This is a genomic window from Plantactinospora sp. CNZ320, assembly GCF_002846275.1.
Map to the genome: position 1 here is coordinate 1546104 of NZ_PJMP01000001.1, position 15941 is coordinate 1562044.

At 70.3% G+C, this 15941-nt stretch carries 15 protein-coding genes and 1 tRNA gene; 5 read left to right on the forward strand and 11 right to left on the reverse strand.

Going from position 1 to position 15941, the window contains the following annotated elements; translation table 11 throughout:
* Window positions 1-6 precede the first annotated feature (6 nt).
* The 4 genes from CLT71_RS06675 to CLT71_RS06690 all read right to left on the reverse strand — a co-directional run bounded on the left by CLT71_RS06675 (window position 7) and on the right by CLT71_RS06690 (window position 2623).
* A complete protein-coding gene (locus tag CLT71_RS06675; RefSeq protein ID WP_101366336.1) occupies window positions 7-1287 on the reverse strand; it encodes an alpha/beta hydrolase in 1281 nt (426 codons plus the stop codon).
* A gap of 150 nt (window positions 1288-1437) precedes the next feature.
* Window positions 1438-1626 (reverse strand): DUF397 domain-containing protein, encoded by a 189-nt coding sequence (locus CLT71_RS06680; protein WP_101366337.1) that lies wholly within the window; start codon window positions 1624-1626, stop codon window positions 1438-1440.
* A 32-nt stretch (window positions 1627-1658) separates the two neighbouring features.
* The gene (locus tag CLT71_RS06685) at window positions 1659-1847 is read right to left on the reverse strand and encodes a DUF397 domain-containing protein (RefSeq protein ID WP_101366338.1); all 189 of its coding nucleotides are present in this window, start codon (window positions 1845-1847) and stop codon (window positions 1659-1661) included.
* A complete protein-coding gene (locus tag CLT71_RS06690; protein ID WP_101371211.1) occupies window positions 1838-2623 on the reverse strand; it encodes a Scr1 family TA system antitoxin-like transcriptional regulator in 786 nt (261 codons plus the stop codon). The genes CLT71_RS06685 and CLT71_RS06690 overlap by 10 nt, the downstream gene beginning before the upstream one ends.
* A gap of 737 nt (window positions 2624-3360) precedes the next feature.
* On the opposite strand from CLT71_RS06690, the gene CLT71_RS37825 reads away from it, so the two are divergent.
* Entirely contained in the window at window positions 3361-3612 is a 252-nt protein-coding gene (locus tag CLT71_RS37825) for a flavin reductase (RefSeq protein WP_486483098.1), read from the forward strand.
* Between the two features lie 135 nt (window positions 3613-3747).
* Here the strand turns inward: CLT71_RS37825 and CLT71_RS06705 are convergent, their stop codons facing one another.
* The 5 genes from CLT71_RS06705 to CLT71_RS06720 form a co-directional block, all read right to left on the reverse strand.
* Window positions 3748-5997, reverse strand: coding sequence for an Hsp70 family protein (locus CLT71_RS06705; protein WP_143743383.1), 2250 nt, complete (start codon window positions 5995-5997; stop codon window positions 3748-3750).
* 187 nt (window positions 5998-6184) lie between these two features.
* Window positions 6185-8344, reverse strand: coding sequence for a TerD family protein (locus CLT71_RS06710; protein ID WP_101366341.1), 2160 nt, complete (start codon window positions 8342-8344; stop codon window positions 6185-6187).
* Between the two features lie 55 nt (window positions 8345-8399).
* Window positions 8400-8528 (reverse strand) — tRNA-OTHER (locus CLT71_RS36915).
* 70 nt (window positions 8529-8598) lie between these two features.
* The gene (locus CLT71_RS06715) at window positions 8599-9255 is read right to left on the reverse strand and encodes a response regulator transcription factor (RefSeq protein ID WP_101366342.1); all 657 of its coding nucleotides are present in this window, start codon (window positions 9253-9255) and stop codon (window positions 8599-8601) included.
* Window positions 9243-10451 (reverse strand): sensor histidine kinase, encoded by a 1209-nt coding sequence (locus CLT71_RS06720; RefSeq protein WP_101366343.1) that lies wholly within the window; start codon window positions 10449-10451, stop codon window positions 9243-9245. Before CLT71_RS06720 ends, CLT71_RS06715 begins: the two co-directional genes overlap by 13 nt.
* 221 nt (window positions 10452-10672) lie before the next feature.
* Between CLT71_RS06720 and CLT71_RS06725 the strand changes: the two genes are divergently transcribed.
* The gene (locus CLT71_RS06725; RefSeq protein ID WP_101366344.1) at window positions 10673-11866 is read left to right on the forward strand and encodes a serine hydrolase domain-containing protein; all 1194 of its coding nucleotides are present in this window, start codon (window positions 10673-10675) and stop codon (window positions 11864-11866) included.
* A 123-nt stretch (window positions 11867-11989) separates the two neighbouring features.
* On the opposite strand, the gene CLT71_RS06730 is transcribed toward CLT71_RS06725, so the two are convergent.
* A complete protein-coding gene (locus tag CLT71_RS06730; RefSeq protein WP_486483656.1) occupies window positions 11990-12691 on the reverse strand; it encodes a D-Ala-D-Ala carboxypeptidase family metallohydrolase in 702 nt (233 codons plus the stop codon).
* Between the two features lie 235 nt (window positions 12692-12926).
* Here CLT71_RS06730 and CLT71_RS06735 point away from each other — a divergent pair, with 235 nt between their 5' ends.
* From CLT71_RS06735 to CLT71_RS06745, 3 genes are all read left to right on the forward strand, one after another.
* On the forward strand, window positions 12927-13472 hold the full coding sequence (locus CLT71_RS06735) for an RNA polymerase sigma factor (RefSeq protein ID WP_199187535.1): 546 nt from the start codon (window positions 12927-12929) through the stop codon (window positions 13470-13472).
* Complete coding sequence (locus CLT71_RS06740) at window positions 13469-14218, forward strand: hypothetical protein (protein WP_101366345.1); 750 nt, start codon at window positions 13469-13471, stop codon at window positions 14216-14218. The genes CLT71_RS06735 and CLT71_RS06740 overlap by 4 nt, the downstream gene beginning before the upstream one ends.
* A 118-nt stretch (window positions 14219-14336) precedes the next feature.
* Window positions 14337-14621 carry a DUF427 domain-containing protein gene (locus tag CLT71_RS06745; RefSeq protein WP_101366346.1) on the forward strand — a complete coding sequence of 95 codons (285 nt, stop codon included), beginning with the start codon at window positions 14337-14339 and terminating at the stop codon, window positions 14619-14621.
* A gap of 86 nt (window positions 14622-14707) precedes the next feature.
* On the opposite strand, the gene CLT71_RS06750 is transcribed toward CLT71_RS06745, so the two are convergent.
* On the reverse strand, window positions 14708-15910 hold the full coding sequence (locus CLT71_RS06750; protein WP_101366347.1) for a phospholipase D-like domain-containing protein: 1203 nt from the start codon (window positions 15908-15910) through the stop codon (window positions 14708-14710).
* Between the last annotated feature and the right edge of the window lie 31 nt (window positions 15911-15941).

Below are 15941 nucleotides of genomic sequence, written 5' to 3' on the forward strand. Positions count from 1 at the left end.
TACCCACTACGGGCGCACGAAGGTGACGTCGGGATGCCGGGGCGACGGATCCCGGAGCAGCGGCTGCGGCCGGCCCCGCAGGTGCTGGTCGAAGAAGGCAGCGAGATACGCCTTCAGCGACGCGACGATCCGGTCCGGGTGCACGGTGCCGATCGCCCCCTCGACCAGTCCCGGCGGCAGCGCGACCTCCTCGGCGAGTTGCGGCAGCAGCGGCTGGTGGTCGGTGAAGGTGAAGTGCTCACCATCGGCCACGTAGAGGTCCAGCTTCCAGCCGGTGGAGTTCGCCCAGAAGCCCGCCCAGTCCCGGGCGTGCTGGTGGGTGTGCGGCGTACCAACGCTCTGCCCCGCCCCGAACAGCAGGAACGGCCGGTCGAGCCCACGGTCCACCACCTCGCCGAAGTCCCCGGCCGAGAAGCTGTACGCCAGGCTGCCGTCCATGTTCACCCCGGCGTCGAGCCGGCGGTCCGACAGCATCGTCTCGGCAGCCGTGAAGCCCCCGGCGGAGTGGCCGAACATCCCGACCCGGGACAGGTCGAGTGCGGCACCGAGGCCGGGCGGTGGTCGGTGCTGTCCGGCGTCCGGGTTTCCGCCCCCGGCCAGTACCGCGAGCTGGTCGAGGACGAACCGGGTGTCCCGGATCCGGGTGTCGAGCATCCGGTGGTTGAGTTCGGTGGGGTCGATGTCGGGGAGCCGCTGCGTCTCGACCCGGCCACCGGGAAACTCGACCTCCGGCGCCTCGTAGGTGTGGTCCACGGTCACCACCACGTACCCCCGGCTGGCCAGCTCGGTGACCAGCATCGTGCCGTTGGTTCGGGGTACGCCACCGCCGGGTGAGAAGATGACGACCGGGTGGCCGCCAGGCCGGGGGCGTACCGGCACGTCGGTCCGGGCGTGCGTGACTGTTCCGGCCCAGTCGACCTGACCGGCGGCCAGTCCGAGCTGGCTGTCGGTACGCTCGGCGAACCGCCGCCCGGCCAGCGGTGGCAGGTACGGCGCCGGGCGCCCGCCGTGGGCGGTCAGGGCCGGATACCAGAGGCTCACCATCAACTCTCTCGGTCGGCCGTCGTCCAGCCACGGATCGGGCCGGCCGGCGTCGACCAGGTGCAGTTCGGTGCTGCCGACCGGGTACGGTCCGGTCGGCTCGGGCAGGCTCAGCCGCAGCGGCGCCGCGGATGGCGCTACGGGTGGTGTGGTCCGGACGGGCGCTGCCGGTGCGGCGACCGGCACCGACACCGTCAGCAGCGCCACCAGGCCACCGAGCAGCCAGCGTCGAGAGGTAATTCGCATCTGCCCAGCCTCGCCGCGAGCGCGACGGAGCACATCTGTCGAAGGTGGCCACCGGCACCCGGAGAAATCTCAGGGATGCCAGGCCCGGAAACCAGGGCCGGCCGGTCAGGCGTCAACCGGCCGGGCGTCAGCGGGTAAGCCGGCCGGGCGTCAGCGGGTCGGGACGTCGTGGAGGAAGCGGTGCCAGGCGGCCGGGTCGAAGACCAGCGCCGGCCCGGACGGGTCCTTGCTGTCCCGCACCCCCACCACACCGGGCAGATTGCCGGCCACCTCGACACAGGCGCCGCCGTTGCCGCTGCTCCGGGAACTCTTGAACCACTGCGCGCCGGTCAGATCCATTTCTCCGCCACCTCCCGTATCAACTCGGTGGACTACTGCTTTGGGACGTCGTGGAGGAAGCGGTGCCAGGCCGCCGGGTCGAAGACCAGCGCCGGCCCGGACGGGTCCTTGCTGTCCCGCACCCCCACCACACCGGGCAGATTGCCGGCCACCTCGACACAGTCACCGCCGTTGCCGCTGCTCCGGGAACTCTTGAACCACTGCGCGCCGGTCAGATCCATTTCTCCGCCACTTCCCGTATCAACTCGGTGGACTGCTGCTGCGGAAGCGCCTCGCTCCGGACGGCCTCCCAGGCCCGCTGCAACAACGCCAGCGCCTCCGGCTCGTCGACCACCTGCCCGACCAACTGGTTGTCCAGATAGCCGGTCTCGGCCCGGTCCGCTGCCGTCGCGATCACGAAGGGTCCGTTCAGCCCAGCGTACGCGCCGACGCTGGCCGGGACGACATGCAGCCGGACGTGTGGCAGGGCGCAGGCGGCGACCAGCGCATCCAGTTGCTCGCGCATCACCGCCGGCCCGCCGACCGGGCGGTGCAACAGTCCCTCGTCCAGCACGGCGGTCAGGTCCACCGGGTCGGGCCGGGTCAGCAGCGCGTGCCGGGTGAGGCGGGTGGCGAGGCGGCGCTCCGCCTCCTCCAGGTTGGTCAACCCGGCCTCGGTCAACACCGCCCGGGCGTACGCCTCGGTCTGAAGCAGCCCCGGCACCACCAGCGCCTGATACGACCGCAACGAGACGGCGGCCTGCTCGGCGCCCGACCAGTCGACGAACCACTGCGGCGAGCCGAGTCGGGTGGCGAGCCGACCCAGCGCACCGCCGGTCTGCAATACGTGGTCCACGGCATCCCAGAATCCGGGCGGCGGTTTGCGACGGCCACACTCGATCATCGCGATGGTGGATGACGCCCAAGGAATATGCCGGGCAAGATCGTCCTGCGTCATTCCACGCGCATCCCGAGTCAGCCGCAGCTCGTCGAGCAGATAACGAATTCGATCATCCATGACCACACCGTCCTCACAGTTCGACCGGCGCGCCACACAACGCACACGATGTGCGTCTAGCACCCACGATGCGGCGCGACGCCTTCCGAGAGTAGGGGGAGACAGGCCATTGTGGAAGAGAAGCGCCCCCGCTCGAAACCAATTCCGGGAAGGCAACTGAAGGCCGGGCGAGGGCTGCCGCGGGGGCGGCGTCGGCGGGGACGGCAATTTTCCCGGCGCCGTCCCCGCATCCAATTTTGGAAATTCCACGGAAGGGAGGCAAGCGATGATTCCGGTAGCACGTATTCGGGCGGTCGTGATGCGGGTCGGCCCGGCGAAGCCCCGGCACCGTCGGGACTGGCGCCGGCTCTGGCGGTACTGCCGCTGCGGGTGGCGGTGGCGCTGCCCGGACTCGGTCGAACTCGTGCCGATGCCGTACCTGCCGTCAGCCGGCAGCGGGCGGGGTGTGGTCGGGGTAGCTCCGGTCGTACCCCCGGAAACGCCGCCGACCGGTGGCCCGGCGGCCGGCCGACTGCCGGACCCGCCACCATCGCCGCCCCGAGACCGCCGCCCATCCGACGCGCCTCGAACTCGGGGTCGGGGCACGAACAGCCGGTTTGCGCTCTGGAACTCAACGACCGGCTCGCACGAGATCGGCCGGGCCGGTGCGCTGACACCGGCCCAGACCCACCGCGCCGACCAGGGCAGCCGGGCCGGACGCACGGTGCGATGAGCCGACCCGCGCCCGGCGAGTCGACATGACCCGGCCACTGCTCGCCCGCCGCCGCCCGCACGTGCACAGCCGGCCGCTCTTCCGCTGCCGCGCGTGCGGGGCGAACTGGCCCTGCCAGCCGGCCCGACTCGTCCTGCTCGCCATGTTCCGGGGCGACCGGCAGGGCCTACGGCTGCACCTCGCCCGCAAGCTGTTGACCGCACTCGGCGACCAGCCGCAGAGCGACGCGATGACGCTGGCCGTACGGTTCCTCGGCTGGCTGCCACCGACGACCTGACACCTCATCACCCGACCGGTCCCGTCCCGGGTCGCCACCGCCTCCCCCCACGGCGGCCCGGGACGGGACCTCCCACCGGCCCGGGACGGGACCTCCCACCGGTCCGGGACGGGACCTCACTGCCACCGTCGGCTGTCAGTCGAGCTGCCAGAGCCAGCACCCGGGCGAGGCGTCTTCCTCGTCTTCAGCCGCCGCCGCGACGGCTTTGCCGCCAGGGCTGAACGCCACCCAGTCGAAATGGTTTCCGGACAGCTCACGGCTGAGTCTGCCGGTGCCGGCATCCCAGAGGCAGACGCCGTTCGCACCGCCGGTCAACAGCGTTCTGCCGTCCGGACTGAACGCCAACGATGTCGCCTCGTTCCTGGTGAACGTGGTACCGAGTTCGCCGGTACTCGCGTTCCACAGTCGCACTCCCGACTTCCCGGCGGTGGCCACAGTGTCGCCGGTCGGGCTGAACGCCACCGAATAGGTCACCTCCGGGATGAGGTTCGTCAGCGCCCGGCGGCTGGCTATGTCCCACAGCGTGCAGCCGTACTCCGGCATGCTGATCCAGCCCTCGTCCCCATCCCTGGGGGGCGAACTACCTGCGACGGCGAGACGTTTTCCGTCCGGGCTGAACGCCAGCTCGTTCACCCCGCGCACCGGGATGCTGGAGTCGTGCCCAGCCGGGATCAGGTGGGTGACGACCTTGCGACCGGCAATGTCGAGGAGAACCGGGCCATCGGTGCTGGTGCCGATGGCGAGGAGCAGGCCATCGGGGCTGAGTCCGATGAAGGTGATGTCGGGGTCGGCCGCGAAGTACGACATCGACGTTCTCTCCTCGAGGCCGTACCTCGTCTCCATCGTCTCGCCGGTCCGTACGTCGCGCAGGACGACCTGGTCAGCCTCGTTGATGACGAACGAGTTGCCGTCCGGATGGACCACCGGGTTCCCGACACCGCTGGTGCCCACCTCGACCTCGGCCAGCTGTTCCCTGTTCTGCACGTCCCAGATGCGGACCAGGCCGCCAGAACTGGAATGGGTCGAGACGAGCGTCCCGCCGTCGCGGCTGAACGCGATCCCGGAGGTGTCGTCGCCGGTCAGCCTGCCTCGCGGCCAGAGCGCCCAGGCCGCCCCGCCCGCCGCGCCGAGCCCGATCAGCCCGAGCGCTCCGACGACGAACCCGCGCCGGGACAGGACGCCAACGCGGCCCTGCCTCTCCGGCTCCTGCTTCCCCGGCTCCTGCTTCCCCGGGTCCTGCTTCCCCGGCTCCTGCTTTCCCGACTCTGACTTCTCCGGCGCCGGCGGGACCGGTTCGACAGGCAGTCGGGGTGTGCCTGTCGAGGCGTGCAGGGCACCCTCCGCCACGACGAGTTCGGGATGATCGAGGGCGGTGGGAGCGACCCGGAGGGTGCGGTGCAACAGTGAGGCGACGAGCGGTACCCGGGAGGAGCCGCCGACCAGGAAGATTCCGGTGATCTCCTGTCGAGGCACGCCGGCGTCCCGGAGCAAGGCGCCGGTGAGGTCCACGGTGCGGTCCAGGTGGGGACGGGCCGCCGTCTCGAACTCCTCGCGAGTCACGTGGACGACGGTGTCGAGCAGCGGGATGCGCAGCTCGGCGGTGGCGTGCCGGGACAGTTGTTCCTTGGCGGTGCGCGCCTCACGCCACAGCAGTTGGCGGGCGTACCGGTCGGCGGGCGTCTGCGGCCACTCCAACCGTCCCCACAGGTCACCGGCGGCGGTCGACGCCTGGGCATGGCCCACGATGACCGCGTCCAGGTCCAGGCCGCCGATGTCGTCCAGCCCGGCGGTGGCCACCACCTCCAACCCGCTTCCGGTACGCCGGACGATGCTGGCGTCGCAGGTGCCGGCACCGAGGTCGTACACGACGAGGCACCGACCCACCGGCAGATCACGACCGAGCACGTCAGCGAAGTACGCCGCCGCCGCGACCGGCTCGGCGACGAAGGCACACGGGCCGAGTCCCGCACGTTCGGCGGCATCGGCCAGGACACCGAGTCGGGTACGGCTCCACCCAGCCGGATGCGTGAGCACCACAGTGCTCGCTGGCCCGCCAGCCACCCGCCGCGCCTCGGCACCCACCCGGCCCAACACCGCGGCGATCGCGTCGACGACCGCGACCTCCCGTTCGCCGAGCCAGATCACCCCGTCGGCGATCCGTCGCTTCGGGTTGGCCTCGAAGCCTGCCGGATGGGCGGATGCGGCGTGTTCGGCATCCACGCCGGTGCGCAACGAACCCGGCTCCGGCCCTGCGAACACCCCGGACGGCAGCAGCGGCGATGCGTCGGAGAGCAGTGGTCTGGCACGTCCGTCCGGACCCGCGAGCATCGCCACCGTGGACGAGGTACCGAAGTCGATGGCGAGCCGGTATCCGTCCAATGTCACCGGATCAGTTTATGGCAGCTCTTCGGGTCACCTGAGCCACGCCGGGCGGACGGCGAGCCAACGGAACCGACCGTGAACGACGGCCGAGGAAAGCGCGGGTGCTGAGTGCCAGATCCTCCGCTAGCCGCGGAGGGCCCCGAATCGAACGGAGTAGAAGGAAGCGCCCGCATGGCCTCGGTGGTCGTCGCTAACCGGGAATCAGCTCACTGAGTCGGTGCAGTGTATATGCCTCCGATCCGTCCGGCAGGTCCTCTGGTGCCTCGATGCCGACGAAGGTGACCGGCTCGTCCGGAAGCCGGCCGTCCCACGTCCTGACCTCGGCCCGCGCGCGCCACCGCTCGACGAGGTAGGAAACGGTGAGATAGCGCCGCTCCACAAGTGCGCGTACCCGGTCGGCCGTGTTGAAAGCATTCTCCTCCACCCGGTTGAACGACGGCCTGCCCCGCAGATAGAGGTGCAGCCACACCGCCTGCCAGCCACGCTCGCTCCGGGCGAACACCATCGGCAGCGCGATCCGGCCCTGGCCACGCATCTGCGAACGCGCCCGCACGGTCCGGGCGTCGAACGGGGCGCCGTGCTGGTCCTTGCTGCGGGTCTGGTACCCGAACATCGACTCGGCGACCTCGTCGAACGACTCACCAGCATAGATGTTGACCTGTGGAACCACGTATGGTCCGCCGATCGTCAGGGGCACGTCGATGAACTCGGTGGCGCCCTCCCTGGCGTTCGTGATGTCGCCGGAGTGCACCACCCCGTCGTGGCGGTAGTTCGTCCAGGACACCTGGCCCGCGTTGTGGAACTCGTCATCGAGCAGCAGCACCGACAGGTCGTAGTCGGTGCGGCGACTGGTCTGGCGCCAGTATGTGAAGAAGCGCAGCAGCTCACCGGAGACCGATGCCCGGGAGCCCCTCGGCAGGACCGCGAAGCCGTCCTCGGTCGCCTTGCCGGAGAGCGGCAGTGCGACATCGAGCACTTCCGGGTCCACCACGAGTGGCCGGTCCAGTTCCGGCAGCCGGGCGCTGATCTCGGCGTCGAGCAGCGAGGACAGCTCGGCCACCAGCTCGGCCGGCAGCGGTGGCCGGTTGTCGGGACCGATCCACGCGGTGCGCGAGCGGCTCGCGTACATCCGGGCGGAGGCGGGCGTCAGCCGGTTGTCGACATGCTCCCGCAGCGAGAGGAGCACTCGACCCGACGCCGAGTCGAGCGCACCGGTGACTGCTTCGACAACGGCGGCACGCTCGGGCGTCGGGGCCAGCCGCAGCAGCCGGTCGGCGGAACGCAGGAGCAGACCCGGCGCAGCCGAGAGCGTGGAGGCTGCCGAACCGACCGCTCCGGCGCGGATCGCCGCCTCCGCCCGGCCGGCGAGATTGCGTACCCGCCGCTCGCCGCGCGCGACCGCGAACACCTGCTGCGCGTGCGGCCACTGGTCGTACTCGTGCGGGTGCAGCCGTTCCCCGAGCCGCTTCCACCGCTCCGCGTAGCCCACGACATCGCCGAGCTTGGCCGGGCTGGCGCCGACGACCTCGTCGAGCGCGGCCAGCATGATCCGCCGCTCCCGGCGCCGGAAGGCACGGAATCGGGTGGGTGTCACGAGCGAGACGTCCCCGCCGGAGACGTGGCAGGCGAGGCGCAGCACGTCGGTCGTGGTGTCCACGCCGACCAGTGGCCGTCCGAGTACGAGCCGGACGCCGTTGAGCACGGCACGGTTCTCCCGCACCGGAATCTCGGTCGGCTGCGTACCGTCCATGCAGGCGACCGCGAGCTCGCTGAGGATCGCGAGATCCGTCTCGCCGTGTGGCGTCGAGCTGCCGGCCAGAGCCAGGTAGAGCCGCTCCGCCTCCACCTCGGCGGAGTCACCGAGGCGTAGCAGGGTCAGCCGGTCCCCGGCCGTGCTGACCAGGTCGTCGTGCGCGGCCAACAGCTCGGCGTAGGTGTGCTGGTAGGTCCCGTAGGCCGGCAGGTCGAGCAGGTTCACCCCACCCGAGGCGATCGCGTCGCGCAGCTGCGCGTCGGTCGCCACACCGCCGCCGGTGAGCACTGCCGCCCGCAGCCGCTCCAGCCAGAACTCCACAGTGTCCGGCACGTCGTCCGGGAAGCCGATGAAGTAGGCGTTGTGCTGGACTTGGTCGCCGACCAGCTCGCGTACGGCCGAGACCACAGTTGCGGCGAGGTCCATCGCCGGTGCCGGGGCCAGGCCGCCGACATGTTCCAGCAGTGCCCGCGACGCCGAGAACCCGACGTCGAGCAGCGCCGCGTCCAGCTGCCGGGCCACCCCGGCGCCGTCGCCGGCCGCGCCGGTGCTGGCCGGCACGCGCAGGGTCTTCTGGATGATCAGCTTTTCGAGCACGTGCGTCCCCCGTTCCGGTCGACTCCGGCAGTTGCCGGACTGCAACCGCGAAAAGTGGGCCGCCGGGGATTCGAACCCCGAACCCTTCGATCCAATAAGGAGAAGGAAGCGCCATCCATCACCGCACAGGCGGAAAGCGGAAGCGCTACTCAGCCGAATGCTCTGCCAGTTGAGCTAGCGACCCAGGAGCCGATCATCGCACCCGCCCGGTCGCCACGGCCATCGGGTTTCGACAGTCACGCCCCGACACCGAATCAGCCGCCGCTCTGGCCCGCGCCGTTGAGGTAGGCGAGAACGGCGAGGACGCGGCGATGACCGCTGTCGGTCACGGCGAGGCCAAGCTTCTGGAAGATGTTGCCGATGTGCTTGTGTACGCCGTTGTCGCTGATGACAAGCCGGTCGGCGATGGTGTCGTTGTCGTGTCCCTGGGCCATCAGTGCGAGTACCTCGCGCTCGCGGGGAGTGAGGGCGGCGATCGGGTCTCCACGGTGGGCGAGGAGTTGGGCGATGACCTCGGTGTCCATGGCGGTGCCACCGGCGGCCACTCGACGCAGCGCGTCGACGAACTCGTCCACCCGGCTGACGCGGTCCTTGAGGAGATAGCCGACACCCCCGCCGGTGGTGGCGAGCAGTTCGGCGGCGTACTGCTGCTCGACGTACTGCGACAGCACCAGGACCGGCAGGCCGGGGTGTTCCCGCCGGGCCTGGAGGGCGGCCCGGATGCCCTCGTCCCGATACGACGGCGGCAGCCGGACATCGACGATAGTGACGTCGGGCCGATGGTCCCGCACGGCGGTGAGGAAGCCCGCCGCGTCGCTCGCGATGGCGGCGATGTCGAACCCCACGCTCTTGAGCAGCAGTTCCAGCCCGGTGGCCAGCAGCACGTTGTCCTCGGCGATCACAACCCGCACGGCAGCTCCATGGTGACCGTCGTCGGCCCGCCGGCCGGACTGTCGACCTCGACGGTGCCGTCGAGCGCGAGTACCCGGCGACGGATCCCGGCCAGGCCGGTGCCCAACCGGTCGTCGGCACCGCCAACGCCATCGTCGGTGATCACCACCGACAACCGCTCTGCCGTGCGGCTCACCCGTACGCCGGCCGTGGTCGCCTGGCTGTGCCTGGCGACGTTCGTGAGTGCCTCGGCGACGGCGAAGTAGACGACGGCCTCCACGGCTGCCGGTACCGGCCCGAGGTCGCCGATGTCCAACCGGGTCGGTACGCCGCAGCGGGCCGTCACCGCGCTCAGTGCGCCGGTGAGGCCGCGGTCGGCGAGGATCGGCGGGTAGACGGTTCGGATCACCTCGCGGAGTTCGGTCATCGCCTCCTCGGTCCCGACGTGTGCGTCCCGGAGAAGTTCTGCCAGGAACTGCTCGTCTCGCGGACTGTCGGACAGTGTCCGGCGGGCCACGGCCAGCCGCATCGCGATGGCCACCAGCCGTGCCTGGGTGCCGTCGTGCAGGTCGCGTTCGATCCGGCGCAACTCCGCACCGTGTGCGTCGAGCACGTCTGCCCGGGTACGGGTCAGCTCGGCGACCCGGTCGGCGAGCTGTTCGGCCGTCGAGTGCGACAGCACCGACAGGCAGATCCGGGCGTGTACCCGAGCGATCGACGGAAACACGAGGTACGCCAGCACGGTGAGCAGGACGATCTGCAGTGGGCCGAGGGTGAGGGCTGTCGTCCAGCCGGTCACCGGAATGTCGATGAACAGCCGTGGCCGATCCTCCGGCGCGAAAGCCCACCACAGCGGTGTGGCGACCGCCGCAGGCAGGAGGTTGCCCACGCAGAGCAGGGTGAGCAGGCCGAGCACGACCCCGGTGACGGCGTTCACCGGCAGCCAGAGCAGATCGCGGGGCGTCGCAGGATCGGCCCATCGTCGCGTCCGGCGACCCTCCGGTGCACGCCCCGCCCCGGGCAGGGCCGGACGCGACGCGAGCGGCGTGCCGAGCAGTCGGCCGGCGCGGTCACGGTGCCAGTTCGCCCACCGCCGGGCCAGCCCCGGATAACAGAGCAGCGGCAGCGCGAGCAGCGTGGCGATCCCGGTGAAAAGGGATCCCAGGAGGTAGGTGGCGGCACGCCACACCTGCACCCACCGTCGACCCGACGTCACGGAACTCCCCTGCCACGTCTCAACAGGGGGCTGGTGCTTTCCAGCAGTGGGCTGATCCCGGCGTTGGGCATCCTCCTCCGGGCGGCGGCGTCCTGTTCTGTTTCCGACACGGCGTCGAGTCTGCCTGGTGGCCGCCGCCCGTGGCACTACAGCCAGCCGTACCTCAGATCCGGTGGTACGGGGTATCGGGATCCGTCGACACGGCTCCTAACGTCAGCGCCATGAGATCGGAGAGCAGCATCAACCTGTCGAGGCGACAGGTCGCATCGGGCGCGGCGGCGGGACTCGTCGCGCTCACCTTCGCGGTCACCGGGCTCGACCCGGCCGAGGGTTCGAGGACCGGTTCCGGCCACACCGACAGCCGGTTGCAACGGGACACCGACGCGATAAGCGCCCTCGGGGTGACCGGTGTGCAAGCCCGGGTGACCACCCCTGACGGTCGGCACCTCGTCGCCACCAGCGGCGTCGCCGACCGGGCCACCGGACGCCCGGTGCCACCGAACGGACGGTTCCGGATCGCGAGCACCCGCAAGGCGTTCGAAGCCACCGTCGCCCTGCAACTGGTCGGAGAGGGCCGGCTGTCCCTCGACGACCCGGTCGAGCGGTGGCTACCCGGCGTCGTGCGCGGCAACGGCAACGACGGCCGTCGGATCACCGTACGGCACCTGTTGCAGAACACCAGCGGCATCCACGACGACCTGCCCGGCTACACCACACCCGAGGAGTATCTCCAGCAGCGGTACGACGTGTACACCCGCGAGCAACTCGTGGAGCGGGCGATGAACCACCCGCCGGACTTCGAGCCCGGAACGGACTGGGGCTACGCCAACACCGGCTTCGTGCTCGTCGGCATGATCATCGAACGGGTGACCGGCCGTGCCCTGCACCAGGAGATCACCGACCGGATCGTCGCTCCGCTCGGGCTGCACCACACCACCTGGCCCGGAACCTCGCCGTTCCTACCCCGACCGCACGCGAAGGCATACCAACTCTTCGAGACCGGGGAGCTTATCGACGTCACCGAGCAGATTCTGGTGGACCCGGACGCCATGACCTCCAGCACCCGGGATCTCGACCGGTTCTTCCGGGCACTACTGGGCGGCCGGCTGCTGCGCCCCGCGCAACTGGCCGAGATGACGCGGACGGTCGAGATCAGCGAGGAGATCGGGACGATCTGGCCGGGCGGTCGCTACGGGCTCGGTCTGGCCCGCCGGCCGCTGCCCTGCGGCGGTGTCTACTGGGGACACGACGGCGGGGACGGCGGATACATCACGGTCACCGGTGTCAGCGGCGACGGTCGGCGCAGCGCTGTGGTCTCCATGTCCGCCTCGCTCGGTGATTCGTTCGACAGCCTCCTCCGGCAGCAACGCGGCGCCGACACGCTGATCCAGAACGCGCTGTGCGGGCGAGATTGATCGAGGCGTGACGCTGCCTGGGAGTACGGCCACCGGGCCCCTTCCGTGTGGAAGGGGCCCGGTGAACGAACCTGGGGACCGCCGCTGCCCGTCCCGCCGCCGACGGGCGCCCCGGCGGTATGGTCAGGAGACCCCGCAGGAACTCGCCGACCAGGTACGGCTCGACTTGTGCGCCACGTGGGTGTGGTCGCTGTGTCCGGGGTAACCAGGGCCGAGGATCTCCCGCCAGCCGTGGTTGCGGGCCTGCTGGGCGAGTCGGCACAGCGAGTGCGGGCTGACCCCGAGGTCGACCGCGTCACCGTAGAGGTGCCGGCTGGTGGCCGAGCCGCCGACCGCGCTGTTGCAGGAGTAGCTGCGGAATGCGCTTGTCACCCGGATCGACTGGTCACCGAGGGCGTGCCGCATGGCCTGGAGCTTCCACATGTTCACCAGGGCGTTGAACCGGGCGGTGGCGGCCGAGACGGCACCGCCGGACCAGTCCGAGTTGCAGGTGTTCAACTCTGAATAGCTGAAGTTGACCGGGGTGCAGTCGTCGTCCTGGAGGGCGTAGATCTGGTTGAAGGTCTGCGGGCCGGCGACTCCGTCGGCACCGAGGCCGTACGCCTGCTGGAAGCGGACCACCGCCGCCCGGGTGGCCGGCCCGAAGGCACCGTCGATGCCGAGGACCGCGTTGTAGCCGGGGTAGCCGGCGACCCGGACCTGCAACTGCCGTACGTCCTCACCGGACATTCCCTCCGAGAGGGTCCGGCCCCAGGTGTAGCAGCCGTCGGCCTGCGCGGGTCCGGCGGTGGTCACGGTCGCGACCAGGGTGGCCGCCGCCGCCATGGTGAGCGCCGCGAGGATTCTGGCGGTACTTCTGAACAAGGGGTCCTCCATACCGAGCGGGGATCGAATATCGACGAGGATGGCTGCCGCAGGATCACAAGTCAATATCTTGCGATCACCTTCGATGGCGCGGTATTTTCCTTCACCCGCCGGAAACGTACCGTCAACCCGCCCGCCATCGGACCCTCAGGACAGCGGGGCGTAAGTTTGCCGGGTCGACCGGACAGTACGAGGTGTGAGCGAAGAAGAACAGCGGCTCGTGGCGCTGTGGACGCAGTACAGTCCCCGCATCATGGCGTACGCGCTGCGCCATGTCGACGCCGACACCGCCCAGGAGGTGGTGTCGGAAACGTTCCTGGTGGCCTGGCGGCGGCTGGCCAGCGTTCCGGACGACCCTCTGCCCTGGTTGCTGGTGGTCGCCCGGAACACGATCAGCAACCTGCGCCGGTCCGGGCATCGACAGGCTCGGCTGGTCGCGGAGTTGGAACGGCTCCGTCAGGTCGCCGAACCGGCCGTCGCGGCGGACGTGATCGCCACCGAACGCGCCGCCGTGCTGGCCGGGCTGGCGGCCCTGACACCCAGGGAGCGCGAAGCACTGCTGCTGGTCGCCTGGGACGGGCTGACCCCCCGGCAGGCGGCGAAGGTGGCCGGGTGCTCGCTGCCCGCCTTCCACGTACGCCTGCTCCGGGCCCGCCGGCGGCTGCGGGCCGACGGCGACCCGGAGACGGCCACGAATACCGACCCCACACCGAAATCACTGCCATCCGGAGGTACCGCATGAACAGGCTGAGCAGGCTCGCCACCCTCGAAAAGCTGCGGCCGACGAGCACTGTCGACGACAACTGGCCCTCCGCCGCCCGGGAGGCGGCGCTGGCCCGCCTGCTGCGAACCGCCGCCGACGCACCGGCGCCGGTCGAGGTGCGGCCGCGTCGGCGACGGGTGCTGCTCACCACCGCCCTGACCGCCGGTGTGCTCGCGTCGGGCGCGGGCGTCGCGGCGGCCGGCGGACTGCTGCCGGACTCGTTCACCGGACCGCTCTCGTTCTGGAGCACGGAAACCGGTGGCGGGGTGGACGTCCAGACGGCGCGGCGGGTGGCCCAGGCACCGGGTCCGGACGGCATGGTCCTGTCGGTCTGGTCCGCGCGGAGCGGGGACGGCACGACATGCGTCGCCCCGATGTTCGAGTCGCCCGGCCCGCTCGACCGACCCGCCCCGGAGGACTTCCGGCTGGCCGGCGGGAGCTGCGAGACGGCGTCGGACCGTGGTAGCGGGCCCTTCCACAGCGTCGGCGGATCGGCTGACGACCGCGGAATACACACCATGTGGGCCACCGCCGGCGGCGTCACCCGGGCGGAGCTACGGCTTCCCGACGGGAGCACCCGGCCGGCGCTGCTCGCCGAGGGCCAACTCTTCTTCTGGTACCTGGCCGACGGGCGCGTCGAACCGCCGACGCTCGTCGGGTACGACGAGGCCGGAACGGTGATGGCGGAACGCCCGCTGCCGAACCTGGACCGGACCGGCCGCTGAGCACGACGCTCCGCCTCGCACGCGTGGTCGAGCTGTCCCCCACCCGGCCGGGGGACAGCTCGATTCCGCCTGCCCGAGCAGGGCCGATCGGCCCCAGGCCCGGCATAGTCTGGGAGACATGCCGAAAGCCATCTGGAACGACCTGGTCATCGCGGAGAGCGCCGACACCGTCGTGGTCGAGGGCAACCACTACTTCCCGCGTACGGCCCTGCGCGACGACCTGGTGCGAGACTCGGACACGCACACGATCTGCCCCTGGAAGGGCACCGCGTCGTACTACACGCTGGAGCACGAGGGCCGGCGCAGCGTCGACGCCGTCTGGTATTACCCGGAGCCGAAGCCGGACGCCGAGATGGTCCGGGACCGGGTCGCCTTCTGGAAGGACGTCACTGTCGTCGACTGACATCCCGGCGACCGGCCACGGCTGGTCGGGGACGGTCCGCGTCGCCCACCCGAACCGCGATCGGTCGGGTGGGCGACGGCGGTCGGTCACTTACAGGGGAAGTTGCTCACCGTGCACGTCGTGCCGTAGTTGTAGGCGCTGTTGAAGTGGCCGATGAAGGCGTCGTAGAGCGGATTCGAGTCCGACGCCTCAGGTCCCATCTTGACGAAGATCTCGTCGTTCTCGTTGAGCGCGTCCTGCGTCCAGTTCTGCGATCCGGTGTGCACGCGGAACCGGTACACGCCTTCGCCGTACTTGCCGTACGAGATGAAGTACTTGTCGTGCACCTTCGCCATCCGCCGGATGTTCACCCCGGCGTTCAGCAGGGTGTGGTAGACCGTCTCGTTCATCCTGATGCCCTCTTCGGGCGTGCCACCGACCACCATCCACACCCGACACCCGCCACTGCGGTAGCGCAGGATCTGGTTGAGGACCACCGGACGTCCACTCGTGACGGACGGCATCCCGATGCGCATCTGGCAGTTGCTGTCGGGGGTGATGTCGTTGATCCGGGTCGCGATGGTGTCGGTCTGGCCGACCCCCTCCGGCGAGGCGTAAACGTCCCCGGCGGACGCGATGTACCGCCCGCGCCCGGACTCCGCATCGTAGTAGTCGTTGTCGGTGTAGTGGCGCCGCGCCCACATGTCGGCGAAGTTCGTGTTCAGTCCGTTCATCAACGCCGCGTCGCCGTAGACGGTGACCGCGTTGTTGAACGCGTCCGGCCCCGACGAGTAGGTCAGGTTCGAGGAACTGAACCACGACACGTTGCTCCGGGCCGTCCCGTTCGGGTCCCTTGTGGACGTGAACGTGAACGACTTGACGTGCATGTCCCCGTCCGGGCTGGTGCTGATGCAGCCACCCCCGCCGTTCGAGTTGGTGCAGAACTTGTGCGTGAGCTGGCGGATGAGCGGAATCGACGGGTCGGAGGAGTTCGCCACCTTGCCGTCCAACACCACCTGTACGGTCACACCCCGGTTCTTCGCGTTGACCAGAGTGGACGCCACCGAGTCGATGCTGATCGAGAAGATCGTGCCCCGGATGACCGAACCCGACGGCGCGGCGTTGATCAGCCGCTTCAGCTCATCGATGATCGTGTAGTCCCGCCCGGTACGCGGGTTCGAGAAGTGCGCCCACACCGGGTATCCGCCGAGGCTGGCGCGCGCCGACGAACCGAGGGTGCCTACCTCGTCCGCGGCGGCGTGCTGAGGGCCGGCGGGATCCACTGCGCTCAGGCCGCTGGCCAGCAGCACCCCGGCCGCCAGAACGGCCCAACGGGACCGT